At 64.3% G+C, this 19984-nt stretch carries 20 protein-coding genes; 6 read left to right on the forward strand and 14 right to left on the reverse strand.

The features are described from left to right. Positions 1-28: 28 nt before the first annotated feature. A complete protein-coding gene (locus AB433_RS11580) occupies positions 29-1408 on the reverse strand; it encodes a cryptochrome/photolyase family protein (protein WP_047821114.1) in 1380 nt (459 codons plus the stop codon). A gap of 79 nt (positions 1409-1487) precedes the next feature. Between AB433_RS11580 and AB433_RS11585 the strand changes: the two genes are divergently transcribed. Beyond that, positions 1488-2213 carry a phosphatase PAP2 family protein gene (locus AB433_RS11585; protein ID WP_047821115.1) on the forward strand — a complete coding sequence of 242 codons (726 nt, stop codon included), beginning with the start codon at positions 1488-1490 and terminating at the stop codon, positions 2211-2213. Here the strand turns inward: AB433_RS11585 and AB433_RS11590 are convergent. The 3 genes from AB433_RS11590 to AB433_RS11600 all read right to left on the reverse strand — a co-directional run bounded on the left by AB433_RS11590 (position 2204) and on the right by AB433_RS11600 (position 6322). Then, positions 2204-3163 (reverse strand): metal-dependent hydrolase, encoded by a 960-nt coding sequence (locus tag AB433_RS11590; RefSeq protein ID WP_047821116.1) that lies wholly within the window; start codon positions 3161-3163, stop codon positions 2204-2206. The two genes, AB433_RS11585 and AB433_RS11590, sit on opposite strands and share 10 nt — an antisense overlap. Positions 3164-3338: 175 nt before the next feature. Then, positions 3339-4373 carry a 2-oxoacid:ferredoxin oxidoreductase subunit beta gene (locus AB433_RS11595; RefSeq protein ID WP_047821117.1) on the reverse strand — a complete coding sequence of 345 codons (1035 nt, stop codon included), beginning with the start codon at positions 4371-4373 and terminating at the stop codon, positions 3339-3341. Positions 4374-4384: 11 nt separating this feature from the next. Beyond that, the gene (locus tag AB433_RS11600) at positions 4385-6322 is read right to left on the reverse strand and encodes a 2-oxoacid:acceptor oxidoreductase subunit alpha (RefSeq protein WP_047821118.1); all 1938 of its coding nucleotides are present in this window, start codon (positions 6320-6322) and stop codon (positions 4385-4387) included. 192 nt (positions 6323-6514) lie between these two features. Between AB433_RS11600 and AB433_RS11605 the strand changes: the two genes are divergently transcribed. Further along, a complete protein-coding gene (locus tag AB433_RS11605; protein WP_047823942.1) occupies positions 6515-6997 on the forward strand; it encodes an RNA pyrophosphohydrolase in 483 nt (160 codons plus the stop codon). 10 nt (positions 6998-7007) lie between these two features. Here AB433_RS11605 and AB433_RS11610 read toward each other — a convergent pair whose 3' ends face one another. The 6 genes from AB433_RS11610 to AB433_RS11635 form a co-directional block, all read right to left on the reverse strand. Then, positions 7008-7574: a tetratricopeptide repeat protein gene (locus AB433_RS11610; protein WP_047821119.1), complete on the reverse strand. Its 567-nt coding sequence runs from the start codon at positions 7572-7574 to the stop codon at positions 7008-7010. 15 nt (positions 7575-7589) lie between these two features. Beyond that, entirely contained in the window at positions 7590-8768 is a 1179-nt protein-coding gene (locus AB433_RS11615) for an RsmB/NOP family class I SAM-dependent RNA methyltransferase (RefSeq protein WP_047821120.1), read from the reverse strand. Positions 8769-8775: 7 nt separating this feature from the next. Then, positions 8776-9069 (reverse strand): hypothetical protein, encoded by a 294-nt coding sequence (locus AB433_RS11620; RefSeq protein WP_047821121.1) that lies wholly within the window; start codon positions 9067-9069, stop codon positions 8776-8778. After that, positions 9069-10553, reverse strand: a complete 1485-nt coding sequence (gene guaB, locus AB433_RS11625; protein WP_047821122.1) for an IMP dehydrogenase — start codon at positions 10551-10553, stop codon at positions 9069-9071. The genes AB433_RS11620 and guaB overlap by 1 nt, the downstream gene beginning before the upstream one ends. Positions 10554-10634: 81 nt before the next feature. Next, positions 10635-11687 (reverse strand): M20/M25/M40 family metallo-hydrolase, encoded by a 1053-nt coding sequence (locus tag AB433_RS11630; protein WP_169749349.1) that lies wholly within the window; start codon positions 11685-11687, stop codon positions 10635-10637. A 19-nt stretch (positions 11688-11706) separates the two neighbouring features. After that, the gene (locus tag AB433_RS11635; protein WP_047821123.1) at positions 11707-12492 is read right to left on the reverse strand and encodes a 3-hydroxybutyrate dehydrogenase; all 786 of its coding nucleotides are present in this window, start codon (positions 12490-12492) and stop codon (positions 11707-11709) included. A gap of 59 nt (positions 12493-12551) precedes the next feature. Here AB433_RS11635 and ypfJ point away from each other — a divergent pair, with 59 nt between their 5' ends. From ypfJ to AB433_RS11650, 3 genes are all read left to right on the forward strand, one after another. Further along, the gene (ypfJ, locus tag AB433_RS11640; protein WP_047821124.1) at positions 12552-13409 is read left to right on the forward strand and encodes a KPN_02809 family neutral zinc metallopeptidase; all 858 of its coding nucleotides are present in this window, start codon (positions 12552-12554) and stop codon (positions 13407-13409) included. 95 nt (positions 13410-13504) lie between these two features. Next, on the forward strand, positions 13505-13687 hold the full coding sequence (locus AB433_RS11645; protein WP_047821125.1) for a hypothetical protein: 183 nt from the start codon (positions 13505-13507) through the stop codon (positions 13685-13687). Positions 13688-13763: 76 nt separating this feature from the next. Next, a complete protein-coding gene (locus AB433_RS11650; RefSeq protein ID WP_047821126.1) occupies positions 13764-14450 on the forward strand; it encodes a hypothetical protein in 687 nt (228 codons plus the stop codon). A gap of 80 nt (positions 14451-14530) precedes the next feature. Here AB433_RS11650 and creD read toward each other — a convergent pair whose 3' ends face one another. The 3 genes from creD to AB433_RS11665 form a co-directional block, all read right to left on the reverse strand. Beyond that, complete coding sequence (gene creD, locus AB433_RS11655) at positions 14531-15940, reverse strand: cell envelope integrity protein CreD (protein WP_047821127.1); 1410 nt, start codon at positions 15938-15940, stop codon at positions 14531-14533. A gap of 79 nt (positions 15941-16019) precedes the next feature. Continuing rightward, complete coding sequence (locus AB433_RS19530) at positions 16020-17693, reverse strand: M56 family metallopeptidase (protein ID WP_082134906.1); 1674 nt, start codon at positions 17691-17693, stop codon at positions 16020-16022. After that, complete coding sequence (locus AB433_RS11665) at positions 17690-18088, reverse strand: BlaI/MecI/CopY family transcriptional regulator (RefSeq protein WP_047821128.1); 399 nt, start codon at positions 18086-18088, stop codon at positions 17690-17692. The genes AB433_RS19530 and AB433_RS11665 overlap by 4 nt, the downstream gene beginning before the upstream one ends. A gap of 148 nt (positions 18089-18236) precedes the next feature. Here AB433_RS11665 and AB433_RS11670 point away from each other — a divergent pair, with 148 nt between their 5' ends. Then, positions 18237-19388, forward strand: a complete 1152-nt coding sequence (locus tag AB433_RS11670) for an alpha-hydroxy acid oxidase (RefSeq protein ID WP_047821130.1) — start codon at positions 18237-18239, stop codon at positions 19386-19388. Positions 19389-19396: 8 nt separating this feature from the next. On the opposite strand, the gene AB433_RS11675 is transcribed toward AB433_RS11670, so the two are convergent. Then, entirely contained in the window at positions 19397-19915 is a 519-nt protein-coding gene (locus AB433_RS11675; RefSeq protein WP_047821131.1) for a hypothetical protein, read from the reverse strand. Positions 19916-19984: the final 69 nt, after the last annotated feature.

The raw sequence follows: 19984 nt of genomic DNA on the forward strand, positions 1-19984 counted from the left end.
TGCAGGGCCGCGCCCGCCGGTTCAACCGTCAGGCTTTCATTTCGCGATAGGCGGCCAACGCTCGCTCTCGCGCTTCCTTGTGGCCGATAATCTTGTCCGCGTAATCGTCTGGCCGATGCCTGTCGTCCGGGTCGTGGATCTGCGCATCGGGCAGGTCGGCCAGTTCGGGCACCCATTCGCGGATATAGTCGCCCGCGTCGAATTTTTCCGACTGGGTCAGGGGCGCCATGATCCGCACGAACATGTTGCTATCCACGCCGGTGCCCGAAATCCACTGCCAGTTGACCCCGTTATTGCCGTAATCGGCATCGACCAGCGTGTCCCAGAACCACTGCTCGCCATGCCGCCAATCGATCAGCAGGTGTTTGACGAGGAAGCTGGCCGCGATCATCCGCACGCGGTTGTGCATCCACCCGGTGGCCCACAACTGCCGCATTCCAGCATCGACAATGGGATATCCGGTGCGCCCCTGCTGCCACGCCGCCAGCTCCTCCGCAATCACGTGCCCGCGATTGGGATTGCGCCACAGCGACGGGTCGTAATCGCGATAGCTTTCGGACGGATAGGCCGGAAACTGGCAGATAATGGTCTGCGCATAGTCGCGCCACAGCAATTCGCCGCGATAGGTATCCGCCCCTTGCCCCGAATGGCGCGCCAGCCGGTCCCAGACCTGCGTCGGGCTGATTTCCCCGAAATGCAGGTGCGGCGACAGGCGCGACGATCCATCGATGGAGGGCATGTTGCGGTCGCCTTCGTAGTCCTTCACACGGTCGGCAAAATCATCGATCTGCGCCATCGCCGCGCTCTCGCCCACGTCCCAAGCCTTGCGGAAGCCCCCCGCCCAGTCGGGCTTGGTCGGGAGCAGGTCCCAGTCGTCCAGCTTGTCGGATTTCGGCCAGGTGTCGGGGTTTGAGAACGACGGTTCGTCCAGCACCTCTCGCGCGGGCAGGCACTGCCGGGCGGCCTTCGCGAAGGGGGTATAGATTTTGTACGGATCGCCCGATCCGGTCGTGACCGTGCCCGGCGGCAGCAGGTAGTTGCCGTCATAGAGGCCCAGATCGACCTCTTTCCCCAGCGCGCCCTGCGCCTTGCGCCACCACGGCTCGTAATGCCGGATTGCGTGCACGGCCCCGGCTCCGACCTCTTTCGCCAGCTTGGCCAGTTCCTTCGCCGCATCGCCCCGGCGCAATACGAGCCTCGACCGATGCCGCCCCAACGACTTGTCGAGCGAGGCCAGCGAATGGTGCAGCCACCAGCGCGATGCCCCGCCCATCTTGCGATCGCCAGTAGTCTCATCGTCCAGCACATAGACCGGGATGACCGGCCCCGCGCTGGCGGCGGCACACAGGGCGGGATGGTCGGCAAGGCGCAAGTCGCGGCGGAACCAGACGATTTGGGGGGCAGTCATGCACGCTTTCTGTGGCGGATCGGCAATTCGGGCAAGTGGTTCGGGAACGGGGCGGTGGGCTGACCGGTTCCCACTTGCAATGACAGTCCCCGCCGAAACCGTCACCCTGCCCGCCCGCGGCTGGCGTATCGATCGCCGCAAGGCGCTGATTATCGCGGCGCTGTGCTGGGGCGGATATGCCGTGCTGGTCTGGGCGGTGACGACGGGGCGAACGGGCACTTTCGACGACACCGGACTGCTGTTCTGGCGCGGCGCACAGGGCACGGCCCCGCGCGGGCCGGACTGGTTGCTGGAAATGGTGCGAGACCTCACGGCGCTGGGCGGCGTGCTGCTGCGCCATGTCTTCGCATTGGTGGCTGTCGTAGCATTGCTTTTCCTCAAACTGCGGCGTGAAGCACTGTTGCTAGCTGTCACCATCGTCGGCGGGTGGATCGTCAATAGCGGGATGAAAGCGCTGGTCGGGCGCGCCCGGCCCGAGATCGTGCCCCACCTGACCGAGGCAGGCGGGGCCAGTTTTCCCAGCGGGCACAGTTTCAACGCGGCGGTGGTCTATATCGCCATCGCGCTGGCGTTGGCGACACTATCGGCACGGCAATCGGTGCGGTTGACGGTGATCGGCGCGGCAATCGTGCTCAGCCTTGCCATCGCGTGGAGCCGGGTGTGGCTGGGCGTCCACTGGCCCAGCGATGTAGCGGCGGGCTGGCTGGGCGGTGCGGGCTGGGCCTTTCTGGCCGCCGCGCTGTTGCAAAGATCCGTCGAACACGCCGCAGACCGCGCGGTTGCGGCCAACCGGCCTCACTCCTGAAGGCAGTTTTCCGCCTCTGCCGGAACCGGCACTGGCACCTGGAACCGCGACCCCGCAGAACCTGTGAAGCGCGCATCGCGCAGCACGTCGATGACCTGTCCGTCGCGTTCCTGCCGCTCGATATAGGGCGCGCGGGACCAGAACAGGAAAGCGGCCAGTTCCCGGTTATTCGGCGCGAACTGCGTCAGTTGCAGCGGGTGCAGGCACGCGGGCTGATCGACCAGCATCTGCGGCGGCTGCGTGCCCCCGGCCAAAGACCAGCGCTGCAAGGCGTACCCGGTGTAGATCGGCCCATCGGTATCGACGATCAGGTCCCGTTCCCAAAACGCAAGCGGCACCGGCACGGCAATGGCATCGCGCTGCGGCGCGGCGGCCTCGGCCGTGGCGGTGATGATCAGGTTGGCGTTGATATAGGCCAGGATCGCGACCAGCCCGACCAGCGCGGGGCGGTTCCACTTTGCCCGCCCCTGCTTCTCGCGCCGCTGCGAAATTGTCAGCGTGGCAATCGCCACGACCCAAATCCAGACATCGACGATGAACAGCGCATCGCCATAAAACCAGCGGCTGGAAAAAGGCTCCAGCAAGCGGATGCCATAGGAATTGAGCCAGTCGAGCGCCGGATGACTAAGGCAGCCGATAAAGGACAGGACGTAGAGCCAGCCGAACCGCACCGGCAGGCGATCGTCGGGCCGCGTGCCGCGCCTGGCCTGCCACCTGTCGAACCACCAGATGAACGCCGCCAGCAGGAGCGGCAACACCACCCACGCGATCGGCCCGTGGGTCAGCCCCCGCCGCATGGCGAGGTTTTCGAGTCCATAGACTACGCAACCCGCATCCAGATCGGGCAGGTTCGCGCCGAATATCAGCGCGGGCATGCCCAGCCCGGTCTTCCGCTTCAAACCCGCCTGTCCGATCAACGCGCCGACAAGGCTGTGGGTCAGGTTGTCCATCTAAGAAGGCCCCTAGCTTTGTCGAGGTCTGGTTCAGGGTGGAGCGGAAGCAAGGCTGCCGCAGGCAAAACGGTGAAGCCGCGTGAACCGAAGCGCAGCGTACTTCAGGTACGTGAGCATCGGAAGCGCGCGGCTTCGATGTTTGCAGCCCGCCATGGGCCAAAGATCGGCAAAGCTAGACCGGATCCTGCGCGGTGCCGTCCACCGTCCACGTCTGCCCCTTGGCGAGCAGCGCGGCAAGGTTCGGGGTCTTGCCTTCGCGGGCCTTGGCCAGATCTTCGGCCACAACCGCGTCATAGGCCGGCCGCGGATCGTCATAGATCACGCCCAGCGCCATCGGGTACGGCCCGAACGGCAGCTCTACCAGCATGTGGGCCAGCGCGCGGTTCTTGGTATCGTGCACCATCACGCCTGCCGCTTCCCAGTCTCCGTCGGTCACATCCACGACCTTCAGCGTCATGTTCTCGACATCGCGGGCCAGACCTTTGGTGCCTTTCGCGAACAGCATCGGCTCACCATCGGCCAGCCACAACTGCTGATCCTCCGCCCCCTTGGGCGCTGCGAAGTCGTTGAAGACATCTTTGTTGTAGACGATGCAGTTCTGGAAGATTTCGACAAACGCCGCGCCCTTGTGGGCATGGGCCGCCTTCAGCACTTCGGGCAGGTTCTTCGACACGTCGAAGCCCCTTGCGACGAACCGCGCCCCCGAACCCAGGGCAAAGGCGCAAGGCTGTGCCGGGCGGTCGACCGAACCGGCCGGGCTGGTCGGGCTTTTCGTGCCTTCGCGGCTGGTCGGCGAGTACTGGCCCTTGGTCAGGCCATAGATCTCGTTGTTGAACAGCAGGATCTGCACGTCGACATTGCGGCGCAGGATATGCATCGTGTGGTTGCCGCCGATGGACATGCCATCGCCGTCGCCCGTCACCATCCACACGTCGAGGTCCGGGTTCGCCAGCTTGATGCCGGTGACGAACGCGGGCGCGCGGCCGTGGATCGTGTGAAAGCCATAGCTTTCCATGTAATACGGAAACCGGCTGGAACAGCCGATGCCCGAAACGAACACGGTCTTGGCCGGATCGGCGTTCAGCTGCGGCAGGGTGCGCTGCACCGCCTTCAGGATCGCATAGTCACCGCAACCGGGGCACCAGCGTACCTCCTGGTCGGTTTCCCAGTCCTTGAGCGTGGTCTGCACGGGGGTCATGTCGTTCATGATTTACGCCTTCAGGAATTCGCCGCTTCCGGGCTGGGAAGCTGGGTCTCGTTGACTTCGACTTCGCCGCCGATCTGGCTGGCGCGCGGTTCGCCCAGCGCGTCGCAGATCGCATCTTCCAGTTCGGCGATGGCAAAGGGCTGGCCACTGGTCTTGGTCAGCGGCTGGGCATCGACAAGGAACTGGTCGCGCAGCACGGTCTTGAACTGGCCGGTGTTCATTTCGGGCACCAGGACCTTGTCAAAACCCTTGAGCAGCGGGCCAAGGTTCTTCGGCATCGGCCAGACGTGGCGGACATGAACGTGGCTGACGTCCAGCCCGCGCTTGCGCGCGCGGCGCACCGCCTGATGGATCGGGCCGAACGTGCTGCCCCAACCGACAAGGACCAGCTTGCCGCTTTCGCCCCCAAGGCAGACGTCCTGATCGGGGATCGCGTTCGCCACGCCGTCGATCTTCGCCTTGCGCGCGTCGGTCATCGCCTGATGGTTGTCGGGCGCATAGTCGATGTGGCCGGTGTTCTGTGCCTTCTCGATCCCGCCAATGCGGTGCATCAGGCCCGGCGTACCTGGCTTGATCCACGGCCGCGCGCCCTTTTCGTCGCGGGCGTACGGATGCAGCGTTTCGCCGCCATCACCGTTCTTTTCGGTCAGGAACTTGGCCGGGAACGGCGCATAGCTGGCCGGATCGGGCACCTTCCACGGTTCGGCGGCATTGGCGATGTAACCGTCGGTCAGCAGCATGACCGGGGTCATGTACTGCACCGCGATGCGGCACGCCTCGATCGCGCATTCGAACGCGTCGGCAGGGCTGCGCGCGGCGATCACCGGCATCGGTGCGTCGCCGTTGCGGCCATAGACCGCCTGATACAGGTCCGACTGCTCGGTCTTGGTCGGCAGGCCGGTCGAAGGCCCGCCACGCTGGCTGTTCACGATGACGAGCGGAAGCTCCGTCATGATGGCAAGGCCCATCGCCTCCCCCTTCAACGCGATACCCGGACCGGAGGAGGACGTTACGCCCAGCTGCCCCGCATAGGACGCGCCGATAGCCGAACAGATCGCGGCGATCTCGTCCTCTGCCTGAAACGTCTGGACGTTGAACTCTTTCAGCTTCGCAAGGTGATGCAGGATCGCCGATGCCGGCGTGATCGGATAGCCGCCGAAAAACATCGGCAATTCGGCCAGTTGCGCCCCGGCGACGAGGCCGAGCGAAATGCTCTCCGCGCCCGTAACGGTGCGGTAAAGGCCGGGTTCCGAAGCAACGGGATCGACGTGAACCTGCTTCAGCGGACCTGAAAGCTCCGCCGTCTCGCCATAAGCATGACCAGCATCCAGCGCGGCGATATTGGCATCGGCCAGATCGGGCGCCTTGGCAAACTTCGCCTTCAGCCACTGGTGGATCGGTTCGCGCGGACGGTCGAACATCCACAGCGCAAGGCCCAGCGTCCACATGTTCTTGCAGCGCAGCGCTTCCTTGTTGCCAAGGCCGAACGGCTTCACCGCCTCCAGCGTCAGCGCGCTGATGTCGAAGGCCAGCACCTGCCATTTCGCAAGGCTGTCGTTCTCCAGCGGATTTTCCGCGTACTTCGCCTTGTCGAGGTTGCGCTTCGAAAACTCGCCCGTATCGGCGATGATCAGCCCGCCCGGCTTCAGCGCAGCAAGGTTCACCTTCAGCGCGGCCGGGTTCATTGCCACCAGCACGTCGGGCGCATCGCCCGCGGTTTCGATGGCGGTCGACCCGAAGTTGATCTGGAACGCGGAAACGCCGAACAGCGTCCCCTGCGGCGCGCGGATTTCCGCCGGGAAGTCGGGGAATGTCGCAAGGTCGTTGCCGGCCAGCGCGGTAGAGAGCGTGAACTGTCCGCCGGTCAGCTGCATACCGTCACCGGAATCGCCCGCAAAACGGACAACGACGGCTTCGGGTGCCGTGGCGGGACTGGGTTGGGACGCCATTTCGTTTCCTCTAAATGGCCGGAAACCATGTAAACCGGCCCATCAATTGGCCTTGCACCTAGGCGCCTGACAGTCTCACTTCAATTTAGAAAATCTGTCCACCCCCGCAAGATTGCTGCGCACAGATGCTTGCAAGTGGGCGCGATGGGCCCGATGTTCGCAAGCGCACATATTGCCGATCAAAGGACATCGATGACCACGCCAGACCCCGCCCTTTACCGCCCCTGCGCCGGGCTGATGATCGTGAACCGGGCCTCTCGCGTATTTGTGGGCAAGCGGATCGACACGAAGGAAGGCGACTGGTGGCAGATGCCGCAAGGTGGCGTCGATCCGGGGGAGGATCCGGACGATGCTGCTTTCAGAGAGCTGCACGAAGAAACCGGCATCGCTCGCGATAAGGTCGAAATCATCGCCCGCAGCGAGCAGGAGCTGTTCTACGACCTGCCGGAAGAATTGCAGGGCAAGCTATGGTCCGGCAAGTTCATCGGCCAGCGGCAGAGCTGGTTCCTGATGCGCTTTCTGGGCGAGGATGCGGACATCGACCTGAACGTCCACGATCCGGCTGAGTTCCTCGACTATCGCTGGACCGATCCGGAATTGCTGCCCGAAATGATCATCCCGTTCAAACGCCCGGTTTACAGCGCCGTGCTGGAGATGTTCCGCCCGCACCTGTAACAGGCGCGGGTCAATTGCGGACGGTCTCGCCTTTTCCGGTCGTGCTGCTCGCATCGGCGCTCTTCACCTGCGGCAGCGGGCCGCGCGCGATTACGCTAGCCAGCTTGCCCGCCTCTGCGCAGTTTTCGCCGCACATGGAATGCAGCTTGGCAAGGTTCTGCTCTGCCTTTGCGGTCGCGCCCTTTTCGGCCATGGCCGCGCCCTCGCCCGAAATCGCGGCCAGATTGCCGGGATCACGCTCCAGCGCTTCGCGGTAATAGTGGATCGCCTGCCCCTGCATCTTCTTGGCGCGGGCGACTTCGGCCAGTTGCATATAGGCCTCCGTATTGCCGGGCGACAGCGCCAGCGCCGCCTCCAGCCGATCGGTCGCGCCATCGATATCGCCTGCCGCCAGCGCGGTGCGACCCGATGCGATCAGCTCTGCCACGTGCGGATTGCTGGTCACCGGGGCCTGTCCGAAACTGGAACTGGCGCTGACGGCAACGAACAGCGAGACTGCGGCAGCGAGCGGCGAAAAGCGCATCACGATCTCCCAAACGGTCGGACTGGCACTTGCAGAGGGGTTAACCGATGCCATGATTCCGGTAACCTATCAGAGCGACCCTAAACGCGCGATGAAAAACCCGTCGGTGAAATCGTGGTGCGGGGTCAGCCGGATGCCGGGGCCATGCGGGCGACCAAGCGGGAGGTTGACAGGCTGCGCGGAAAACCGCGGATTGCGGGCAAGAAATTCGTTCACCGGCCCCGCCCCTTCGGCATCCAGCAGCGAGCAGGTGACGTAAACGATCCGTCCGCCGGGGCGCAGCAGGCCCGCCGCGATTTCCATCAGGCGCAGCTGATTCGCGGCGAATCGGTCCAGATCGGCAGGCCGCAAGCGCCAGCGCGATTCGGGATTGCGTCGCCACGTGCCCGTTCCCGAACAGGGCGCATCGACCAGCACGGCATCGGCCTTGCCCGCATATTGGGCCAGCATCTCCGCCTCATGCCCCGGATTGAGCAGCACTATGTCGGCAATCCGTGCCCCGGCCCGCTCCGCACGCGGCGCGAGACGGGACAGGCGATTGCGGTCGGTGTCCGCGGCGGCCAGCGTGCCCTCATTCGCCATCTGTGCGGCCAGCGACAGCGTCTTGCCCCCAGCCCCGGCGCAAAGATCGATCACCGTCTCCCCCGGCTGCGCCGCGACGGCGAGGCAGGCCAGTTGGCTGCCCCCGTCCTGCACTTCGATCAAGCCCTGTTGATAGGCATCCCACTGCTCGACCTGCGTCCCGGCGGGAAAGCGCAGCCCCTGCGGCGCGGCGATCGGTTCGCCGGGTTCGGGCAGGGCGATAGTGGCCCGGTCGGCCTTCAGAGTGTTGACGCGAATGTCGAGTGGGGCGCGATCCAGCAGGGTAGTGGCTTCCTCACCCGCAATGCCGCTTTCCGCCAGTGCCAGTTCCAGCCAATCGGGCGCGATGCCGCCCTTGGCCACCGGCTCGTCGGGTTGAATCGCAACTGGGCCGTAGTTGGATCCGTCGAAGCAATCCGGCAGGTCCGGCGCGACCTGCGCCAGCCGCAACATCGCGGCGCGGCCCGTGTCGGGCACCGGCCCGCAGGCGCGGATCGCGGCGAAGACGTGTTCGCGGATCGCCCGCCGGTCTTTCGACCCGGCGTAGCGCCGCGCCTTCAGCCCCTCGGCCACGATACGATCCGCGCTGCCCCCGCCGGTACGGGCGGCGGCGATCACCGCGTCGAGAATCTCGATGGCCGCCTGAACGCGGGCGGCCGGGGTCATCGGCGCGTCACGGCTTTTTGGCCAGTCGGCGACGGTTGGCGCTAACCTTGCGGCCATAGAAATCGACGCTTTTCTGCGCCGCGCCTATCCCGCTGCCCAGCGATCCGGTCATCGTCTGCCACATCAGGTCGTTCGCGGCTTTCACCTTTTCGCTGACCATGCGCTGCGCCTCTGCCTGCGCGCCGGGTGCGCCGGTCATCATCATCCAGCTACGCGACCAGATGACATATCCGCTCTCTGCCCAAAGCCACCATGCGCTGGTCGCCAGCTTCATGGCGTCTGCGGCTGTCTTGTCGGGCATCAGCCGCCGCTTGTCGGGTAATTGGGCGCTTCGCGCGTGATGGCGACATCGTGGACGTGGCTTTCGCGCAGGCCCGCATTGGTGATCCGCACGAATTCGGCATCCTTGCGGAGCGAATCGATATTGGTGCAGCCGGTGTAGCCCATCGCCGCCTTCACCCCGCCGACCAGCTGGTGAATGACGTCGCGCGCAGGGCCCTTGTACGGAACCTGACCCTCGATGCCTTCGGGCACCAGCTTCATCTGCTCCTTGACGTCCTGCTGGAAGTATCGATCCGCGCTGCCGCGCGCCATCGCGCCGACGCTGCCCATGCCGCGATAAGACTTGTAGGCACGGCCCTGGAACAGGAACGTCTCGCCCGGCGCTTCCTCGGTTCCGGCCAGCATCGATCCGACCATGATGGAGGATGCGCCCGCCGCGATCGCCTTGGCCGCGTCGCCACTGGTGCGGATGCCGCCATCGGCGATGACGGGAACGCCGTGCTTGTCGCCTTCCTCGGCGCTTTCCATCACGGCGGTCAGCTGCGGTACGCCAACACCCGCGACAATGCGGGTGGTACAGATCGAACCGGGGCCGATACCCACCTTGATCCCGTCCGCGCCCGCGCCGATCAGCGCCTTCGTCGCCTCTGCCGTGGCGACATTGCCCGCGATGACCTGAACCGAGTTCGACAGTTTCTTCACCCGCTCGACCGCGGTGGCCACGTCCTTGTTATGGCCATGCGCGGTATCGATCACGATCACGTCAACGTCGGCATCGACCAGCGCCTCGGTCCGGGCAAAGCCCTTGTCGCCCACCGTACTGGCAGCGGCGACGCGCAACCGGCCCGAGGCATCCTTGGTGCTGTTGGGGTAGGTAACGGCCTTTTCGATGTCCTTCACCGTGATCAGGCCGACGCAGCGATAGGCATCGTCGACGACCAACAACTTCTCTATCCGGCGCTGATGCAGCAGGCGCCGGGCCTCTTCCTGCCCGATGCTCGCGCTGACGGTGGCAAGGTTTTCCGCCGTCATCAGTTCCTTGACCGGCTGGGCTTCGTCCGCGGCGAAGCGGACGTCGCGGTTGGTCAGGATGCCGCAAAGCTTGCCGCTCGCCTCTACCACCGGGATGCCCGAAATGCGGTTGGCCTGCATGATCGCGCGAGCCTCGCCCAGCGTGGCGTCGGGCGCGATGGTGATGGGGTTCACCACCATGCCGCTCTCAAACCGCTTTACCTGCCGGACGGCGGCGCACTGTTCTTCCACCGTCAGGTTGCGGTGGAGCACGCCGATGCCGCCCATCTGTGCCATGACGATGGCCATGTCGGCCTCGGTCACGGTGTCCATCGCGCTCGACACGATCGGGATGTTCAGCCCGATCTCTCGCGTCATCTTGGTGCGGGTGTCCGCCTGCGACGGAACGAGGTCGCTGGCCGCGGGGCGCAGCAGAACGTCGTCGAACGTCAGGCCGAGGGGAATGTCGTTAGCGGAAAATCGGTTTGCCATGGCCTGTCGTCGTATGAGGGATGGGAGATTCGGGGCGGCCCCAACGAAGACAGGCCACATAACCACCAAGCGGCCATTGGGCTAGTGGGCTGTGGGCACTATTTCGGCAAGCGGGCTGCGGGGCAGCCATGCGGGGTCCGCCGCACGGCGCAAAAGGGCGATGTGGAACGCGGTCATGTCCGCCGTCGCGCCCGGTTCCACCCCGTCCGCCTCGTCATTGGCGCGGTGGTATCGGTCGCGCATATAGGCGCGCATGGTGCCATCCTGCGCAAAGGTCGCGCTGATGAACACGGCAGGCACGCCCACCGCGTCGAAGGCCCAGCCGTCCTGCCGTTTCAGAAAGCGCCGGTTCTTGCGGCTGGGGCGAACCAGTTCGACGCCCTCGTCCCGCGCAGTGGCCGATATCAGCTCCATCAGCGCGCCGATCCCTTGCGGACCCGGCGTGCCCAGCACGACCGCCGGTGCACCCGCAGGGGCGACACCTTCGGTATCGAGGTTGAAGGCGGCGACGAACTTCTCGATCGGAACGGGCGGATCGGCAACGAAGGCGGCCGCGCCTTGCAAGCCGTCCTCCTCACCCCCGGTGGCAAGGAAATAGACGTCGCGCCGCAATTCCGGCCCATCGGCCAGCGCGCGGGCAATCTCTATCATCATCGCAAGGCCGGTGGCGTTGTCGACCGCGCCGTTGCAGATGCGGTCGTCTTCGACAGGGCGGCATTGCGCCCCGCTGCCCAGATGATCCCAATGCGCCACCAAAAGGACCGCGCCCGCCGTCGGCTCTGTGCCGGGAAGCCGCCCAATGATGTTGTAGGTCTCTACCGCCCCACCGCGCTTGCCCTGATACGAAAACGGCTCTCGCCACGGATGGCCGGGGTCATGCGTGCCGGACCGCAGGCCCACCGCCGCCAGTTGCCAATGCATGTATTGCAGCGTCAGCGCCTCGCCCGGCGTGCCAGCCGCGCGCCCGTCGAACTCGTCTGACGACAGCACGCGAACATGCGCCATCAGCGCCTCTTCCATGGGGGTGAGCGCCCGCGCCGACGCGGGCGGCGGTAACGGTTCCGCCGGGGCGCAGGCCGCCGTCAGGGCCAACAGGCCCAGCGCAAACCCGGTTACTGCAACCCTTGCCCCCATCGCGCCCCTGTTCTTACGGTTACTGAGCGGTCCAGCCGCCATCACAAGAAATATTGGTGCCGGTAATGTTTGCCGCCACATCCCGGCACAAAAATACCGCCAGTGCACCCAGATCTTCGGGCTGGCTGAATTTCTTGGTCGGTTCGCGTTCCAACATCACCTCGTTGATGACCTGCTCCCGCGTCATGTTCCGCGCCTTCATCGTGTCTGGGATCTGATTCTCTACCAGCGGCGTCCAGACATAGCCGGGAGAAATGCAATTGGCGGTGATGTTTTCCTGCGCCAGTTCCAGCGCAATCGTCTTGGTCAGGCCTGCCAGCGCATGCTTGGCCGAAACATAGGCGGCCTTATACGGCGAAGCGGTCAGCGAATGGGCGCTGGCGGTCATGATGATCCGGCCCCAGCCCTTTTCCTTCATCTTCGGCACGGCAAGGCGGCAGGTATGGAAACTGCTCGACAGGTTCAGCGCGATGATCTTGTCCCACTTTTCGGGCGGAAAATCCTCGATCGGGGCAACGTGCTGCATCCCGGCATTGTTGATCAGGATGTCGACCGCGCCGAACTTGTCGAACGCGCCTTGCATCAGTTCCTCGCACCCCTGCGCGGTGGTCAGGTCGGTGTTGATGTAGATCGCCTCCGCGCCGCTCTTGGCGGCAAGACCCGCCCGCTCCTTCTCGATCTCGTCCGCGTCGCCGAACCCGTTGATGACGACGTTCGCCCCTTCGGCGGCCAGCGCCTGCGCATAGGCGAGCCCGATACCCGAAGTGGAACCGGTGATGAGAGCAGTCTTGCCTTTGAGGAACATTTGGTTCTCCTTGCCAGTTGGAGAGTGGGCCCTGATGCCCGGTATATGGAGGGCAAACGGTGCGGCTCAACGATTTTTCCAAGAATATTCGCGTGCGGGACCAGCGCGGCATGGGCGGAGGCGGTCTTGGGGGCGGGGGCAAGCTGGGCTGCGGAGCGATCGTGATCGCCGCAATTGGCGCGATCTTCTTCGGAATCGACCCGATGACGACCCTGGGCGTGGTCGATCAGGTACAGCAACAACAAGGCGGCAGTCCGCAGGCGAGCGGGCGCTCGGTCGAGGAATCGTGCACCGTCAACGACTATAGCCGCGAGACGTGCTCGGCCCTCTCCTCGCTCGACGAGACATGGGCACCGCTGTTTGCGCAGGCGAATATCGAATTTCAGCAGCCAACGCTCAACTTCTACGACGGGCGCGGCCAGTCGGGTTGCGGCGCGGCGCAGAGCGCGATGGGGCCGTTCTATTGCCCGACCGATCAGGGCATCTACATCGACACCAGCTTTTACGACCAGCTTGACCGGCAGCTTGGCGCGGGCGGCGACTTTGCGCGCGCCTATGTGATCGGCCACGAATACGGGCACCACATCCAGACGCTGACCGGCACGTCGCGCTGGGTGCGCCAGATGCAGCAACAGAACCCGCAGGCTGCAAACCAGCTTCAGGTCCGCATGGAGCTTCAGGCCGACTGCTACGCCGGGGTCTGGGCCGCGAAGAACCCGCAACTGATCGAACCGGGCGATATCGAGGAAGGGTTGCAGGCCGCCAGCGCCATCGGCGACGACGCGCTGACCAAGGGCCGCGTTTCGCCCGACAACTTCACCCACGGCACCAGCCAGCAACGAATGCAGTGGCTGCAAAAAGGGCTGCGCACCGGGGATGAGGACCAGTGCGATACCTTCGCGGACATTCGCAGGTAATCGAAGCCGGTTCGCGGCAATTTTGACGATTTGCTAACCAGTTTCGTGAGACTTCATGGCGCCCGGCAATCCGCCGGACCCATGGAGGTTTTCCGGTGAAATTCGTCCAACTCCAATCGCGCGGCGGCAACTACCTCGTCGTCGCCAGCAACGTCGCCTACCTGCGCATGGCAGAGAACGGCCAGACCACCGTCGGGATCATCGGCGGGGGTCAGTTGCTGGTCGTCGGGTCGATGCAGGAAGTGGCGGAGCAACTGCTTGCGGGAGTGGCGGGGTAGGTAAAGCGTAATGGCAGCTTACGACCCGATTACAGACGTTGCACATTTCTAGCCGAGGCTACATTCTGGCGCTCTCATGTGGGCTTATTACGAAAAGTGGGCAACCCGACCGCGGTGGCTAAAGCGCCTTACCTTTTTTGTAGCCATACCTGCTTGGATCGGTGGTGCCGTCCTGTTCGTCTCAGGCTCGCTCTTTAGCCATCAGACTTTGGGATTGCTCCTGTTTGCAGCATTTGCCTTCGTAGCAGTCATGGGGGTGATTAACTCTCTCGGTGTCAACCGGTCCGACCAGTTTAGTTGGTTCTCTGCAGCAATTGCCCTTTGCATCGTTGGCATTCCAATCGGGTTCCTTGCCCTACACAAGCCTACACCTGCACCGCAGAATGCCACGGTATACGGATGTTATGTCGGTGACTTGGCTCCACCCATTCTGTTGGACGAAGGCGGGATGCACATACTGCAGCCGGAATTTCCAACAATTCCTTTTCATCTCGAACGGCATAAGACGGGCATCGTACTGACCGCAGATGCGCCTATTCAAGCAAGAGCTGCAGACGGTCGCTATGTCTATTCTTTCTATGAACCCGGCATTGGGACCTTCCTCAACTTCTTCCAAGAAGTGAACGGTCGACGCTACGGCGTCTACGATGTGGACGATCTTTCAGGCTTCTCCATGCTGCCACGAACGTTGGTATCGGGAGAAGCACCTTTCATTGAATACGCGAAAGCGTCCAGCGAGACTTGCCTTTCCATTAGCGGCTAGCGTCCGCTTTCCACCCCATTCCAGACGAAAAGGGGCCGCGACCCACCCCGGATCGCGGCCCCTCTCAACATCAAGCCATGTCAGCCTTCGAATTCAGCCGTTCGGCCCAGTCCCTGCCAGTCGACGTTGCGCGTCGCGTACATCACGCCGGCCAGCGCGAAGAACAGCAGGATCGAACCGATCAGCAGGCTCCACGCCTCTAGGCTGAGCAGCACGAAGAGCAGCGCGTAGAGGCCGACCAGCAGCGCGCCGACGAACTTCGCCCGGCCCCAGCTTTTCAGCACCGCGGCGCTATAGGCCGTGACCAGCCCGATGATCGCCACGCTGGCCACGGCATAGGCGGCGGCGAAGCCGATCACCTCGCTGAACGCCAGCAGCAACACGAAGAACAGCACAAGTCCCGCCCCGGTCAGCAGGTATTCCGGCCCGGCAACGCTCGCGCCCGCGACGATGTCAAACATCAGGAAGGCAAGGAAGGTAAAGCCGATGATGAGGAAGCCGTATTTCACCGACCGGTCGATGCGGCTGTAAAGGTCCACCGGCTCCACCATCGCGACGCTGGCCGCCATGCTGGGGCCGCCCATGCCGGAGCGCTCGACCATCGCCGGTTCGACATAGGCGCGCGGGCCGGTGGCGATGAACGGCGCGGTATAGTCCTCGGTCGTCACCAGCCCCTGCCCCAATGCAAGGTCGGGGACGGAAAACTCGGCCGAAAAGCCATCGTCGCCGATCTCGCTCTCGCTGGGCAGGAAGCTGCCCGAAAAGCTGGGATGCGGCCATGCGGACTTCACGTGCCACTTGGTATCGCCGCCGCGCGGGATCAGGCTCAGTGTTTCGCTACCGCGCAATTCATAGGACCAGTCGATCGAAAGCGGCGTGGCGGCATCCCACGCGATCGGCGCGAAAAAGCCAGAGCGGCCCGTCGATTCCAGCCCGCCACCGGGACGCGCAGCCAAGGCTTCGCCATTGGCCACGACCTTGCTCGCGCTCTGCATCCCGCGCGGGTCGGATACGCCGAAGTGCAATTCCGCGCGGTCCAGCATCAGGCTGTCGGCATCGATATCCAGCCGCTTCAGGTCTTCCTCGGGCATCACGAACTGCGCCTCGCCCGAAAGCTGGGCGCGGTAGATCACCGATTCATAGATCGACTTCTGCCGCCGTTCGGGGTCGAGACTGGTCGACACCTGCTGGCTGAGCGGCGAAATGAACAGTTCGCGGGTGACGCGGCGGACCTTGTCGACCCGCTTGTTGTCGACCACCTCGGTCTCGGTCACGTTAACCGCATAGGGCACGACCAGCACCGGCCCGGTCACCACCTGCGCCCCGCCCCAGCCCTGCGTTATCGTCGCGCGGGCGGTGTTCGACTGCTCCTGCCGGTCCCAGACCAGCGCATAGACCATGAACAGCGGCACCGCGAGTGCAGCGGCAACCAGAACGGCGAACAAGAGCTTGATTCCCGGCGATCTTTGCCGCCGGTATTCGGTATCCATGTTGATTCTCCCCAACGTATCGACGCGACGAACCGTGCTTCTTTGTCGATGAATGGAGAGTTAATCTAAAGCGTAGACCTCAACCTTTACTGCGTTCGGCTCGGGCTTTCGCGATCTCGGCATCGATATCCGCCAGCGCCTCGGCTTTTTCGGCGGCGCTCAGGTTCGACGATGCCAAGCCTTCGCGAACGTGAGTCAGCGTGTTGATGATCATGTCATGCGGCACGCCTGTGCAGATGTGATTGGTGTTGCCCTCTATCCTGCTTTTGCCTTTGCCGACTTCGCAAGTGCTGTCGATCACCATCTTGCGCTCCATCCGCTTGCCGGTTTTGTCGTCGGTGCGGGTCATGCGGATGACCTGCACTTTGCCATCCTTAGATGTGGTGTGCTCGATTTCCGGCACCGGCGGAACCGGAGGTGCCGGCGGCACGGGGGCCACGCCGGGGACCGGAGGAACCGGCGGCACGGGGGCTTCGGGGGCGTGGACATAACGGCGCGTGATGCGGTGGGCGCGGTGCTCGGCCTCGGCACCGGCGCGCTCTGCATCGGCCTCGGCGCGCTCGATCTCGGCCTCCATGCGGGCCATGTCCGCCTCGAACGCCGCCTCGTCGAATTCGCTCTGCTCTTCGCTGCTTTCCCAAGTCATCTCGCCGTTCTCGTCCTCACGCGTGAAGACATACTTCTTCACCACCTTGGGCGCTTCGGCTGCGGACGATGCGGGCACGTCGGTCGTGCCGACCGTGCTATCATCCTCGGCATAGGAAACTTTCGCTGTTATCGGCAGAGCGACCAGCGCGGCGGCGCCGATCAGCAACAGGCCGGTGCGGTGGCGACGGGTCGTCGTATTCATGCCGAGGCTCCTGAGTCGGTGGACGATGGCTTTTTCGCCAAAGACAGGTCCGATCTCTCGGAAACCGGCCATGGGCGCGGCGAGTGCGAGATTTTGCTGACGGCTGCAGGCGGCGATAACTTCGCCGTACCGCGCACGGTCTTCCCCGGCGCGACCGGCCATCACGCGGGCGTCGCAGGCGGCTTCCTGATCGCGGCGCATCGCGCGCCATCCGGCCCATGCCACGGGGTTGAACCAATGGAGGGCCAGCAGGGGCTGAGCCGCAAGGTTGGCGACAAGGTCGTGGCCGCGATGATGCGCAATCTCATGCGCGATGGCGAGGTCTCGGGCGGTAATGTCCTCGCTGGCCATAAAGGCGGCCGGCAGGGCGATGACCCGGCGGCGGACGCCGAAGGCAACGGGGGCGGAAACGGCCGGGGTTTCGACCAACTGGATCGAGCCGAATTGGCCGACCGGGCGCGCTCCGTCCATCAGGTGCCGCGTCATCGCGCGATAACAGGCGATCCGCCAGCCGAGGAACAGCACCGCCCCAACCAGCCAGACCGCGATCCCGGCATCGACCAGCAGGTCGGTCAGCAGTGCAAAAGCGGCAGGTTCGGGCGTGGTCACGGGCACAGCGGCAACCGGCATGTCGAACACGACCGGACCGGCCGCGACCGGCGCGGCTGTCTCTGCGGGCCGCATCCAAGCGGGCAGGACCACCGGCGGCAGCACGAACCGCGCCAGCGGCAAAAGCCATAGCGCATAGGCCGCACGCGCGCCGAACACTTGCGCCACTGGACGGCGGATCAGCAGCACCAGCGCCATCAGCAACCCGGTCCACAACAACGTGTCGGTCGCCCAGTTCACGATCGTTTCCATACCAGTCCCCAACATGAGCCCCGTCCCAAAGCCCTCCATCATCGTCCCGCATCCTTTTTCAGGCCCTTGAGCAGAACCTCAATCTCCGCGATGTCCTTCGCGCTCAGCGCCTCGGCCTCGGCCAGATGCGCGACCAACGACGCGGCGCGGCCGCCGAACAGCCGTTCGACCAACCGCTTCGATTCACGGCCCACGAAATCCGCCCGCTCGATCCGCGCGGTGTAGAGAAAGCGCCGCCCCTCCGGCTGCGCGGCCAACGCATCCTTGGCGACCAGGCGCGAGAGCAGCGTCTTGACCGTCGCAAGGCTCCAGTCCCGCTCCTCACCCACGGCCTTGGCCACGTCAGCCGCGCCGATGGGGCGACCGGCGGACCACACCGCCTCCATCACCGCCTGCTCGGCGTCGGAAATGCGTTCGGGCTGGCTGGCGTTGGACACTGGTTGGACTCGTGCTTCGATGAATGACGATTACAGATGTAAGCGATAACGATTACGAATGTAAATGGTGCGGCCCGCAGCCAGCCTCGGCATTCGACCAACGACATACTTGTGCCGACGAACTGCACGCGTCAGGATAGCGGGCAGGATGCGCCTGAAAGACTGTCACAACATCGCCGACATGCGGCTTTTGGCGAAACAGCGCCTGCCGTGGCCGGTGTTCGATTATATCGACGGCGCTGCGGATGACGAGCTTACCAAGGGCCGCAACACGGCCGCCTATGACGAGGTCGACCTTGTGCCCAACGTGTTGGCGGGCGTGGCGGACATCGACCCGTCTTGCACGATCATGGGCCGCAAGAGCGCACTGCCGCTCGTCCTCTCGCCCACCGCGCTGCAACGCGTGTTCCATCACGAAGGCGAACGCGCCGTGGCCCGCGCGGCGGAAAAGTTCGGGCTGTGGTTTGGCATTTCCAGCCTTGCCACCGTTTCCATCGAGGAAATCGCCGCGCTGGTTTCCACGCCCAAGCTGTTCCAGCTCTATGTCCACAAGGACAAGGGGTTGAACGCCAGCATGATCGAACGGTGCAAGGCGGCGAAGTTCGACGCCATCGCGCTGACCGTCGACACCATCGTTTCCGGCAAGCGCGAACGGTGCCAACGGTCGGGCTTTACCACCCCGCCGCGCTTTTCGGCATCCTCGCTGTTCAGCTACGCCACCCACCCGCGCTGGGGACTGGACTATGTGTTCCGCCAGAAATTTGCGCTGCCAAACCTCGACACGCATGTCTCCGAAGGGACCGGCAAGGCGGTGTCCATCGCCGAGTATTTCAACACGATGCTCGACGTTTCGATGAACTGGGATACGGCGGCAAAGATCCGGCAGGACTGGGGCGGCACTTTCGCGCTGAAAGGCGTGATGAGCGTGGCCGACGCCCGCCGCGCCGTAGAGATCGGGGCTGACGCGATCTGGATTTCGAACCACGGCGGCAGGCAGTTGGACGGCAGCCGCGCGCCCTTCGATCAGGTGGCGGAAATCGTCGATGCGGTGGGCGGAGAGATCGAGGTGATCTGCGACGGCGGTGTCCGACGTGGAACGCATGTCCTTAAAGCGCTGTGCGAGGGCGCAACGGCGGCTTCGGGCGGACGGCTCTATCTATACGCCTTGGCCGCTGCGGGGCAGCCCGGGGTGGAACGCGCGCTGACGCTGATGCAGGACGAGATCGAACGCGGCATGCGCCTGATGGGAGTGACGCACGTGGACCAGCTGGATCGGTCGCGGCTGCGGTATCGGCGCTAAGTCGCGGGTCAGGCTTGGGCTTGTCGCACGCGGCTTTCGATCTGGCCGCACAGGACTGTAAAATCGTTGCCATGCGGAAAGACGTGTTCGGATAGCTGGATCGTCTTGCCCGATTTCGCCTTCACCGTGATCGCATCGCCATGCATGATGCGGAACCGCTTTATGCCCACGATCTCGTCCCAGCGCAGCGCACGGTCGCTTACCATGCCGCGCCCCGCGACGACCAGCCGGCTCTTTTCCAAACGCACATGCGGGGTGCCGCCGCGCACAAGGCCAAGCAGGATGAAAAATCCTGCACCGAGGGCGACAACCGCGCCGGCAACGAAGCCGATGCGCCATGCGATGACCGGAATATTCCAACCGGTGTCATAGCCCTTCACGACGACCTCGGTCGCAACGTTGGTCGCTGCGCCATAGAGGAACATGAATCCGATCCCGAAGCAGACCAGAATAACGACGATCACCTGATACAGCGGCTGTTCCATGTTGAGCCGCAGCGATCCGTCCGGGCGATGTTCGAATGGCATCGACGATTTCCCCCCTAAGGCGGCCCACGCACCGCCAGCACCGTTCTACGGATAAACCAGGCCGCCTTC

It is taken from the genome of Croceicoccus naphthovorans (assembly GCF_001028705.1).
Lineage (GTDB): Bacteria > Pseudomonadota > Alphaproteobacteria > Sphingomonadales > Sphingomonadaceae > Croceicoccus > Croceicoccus naphthovorans.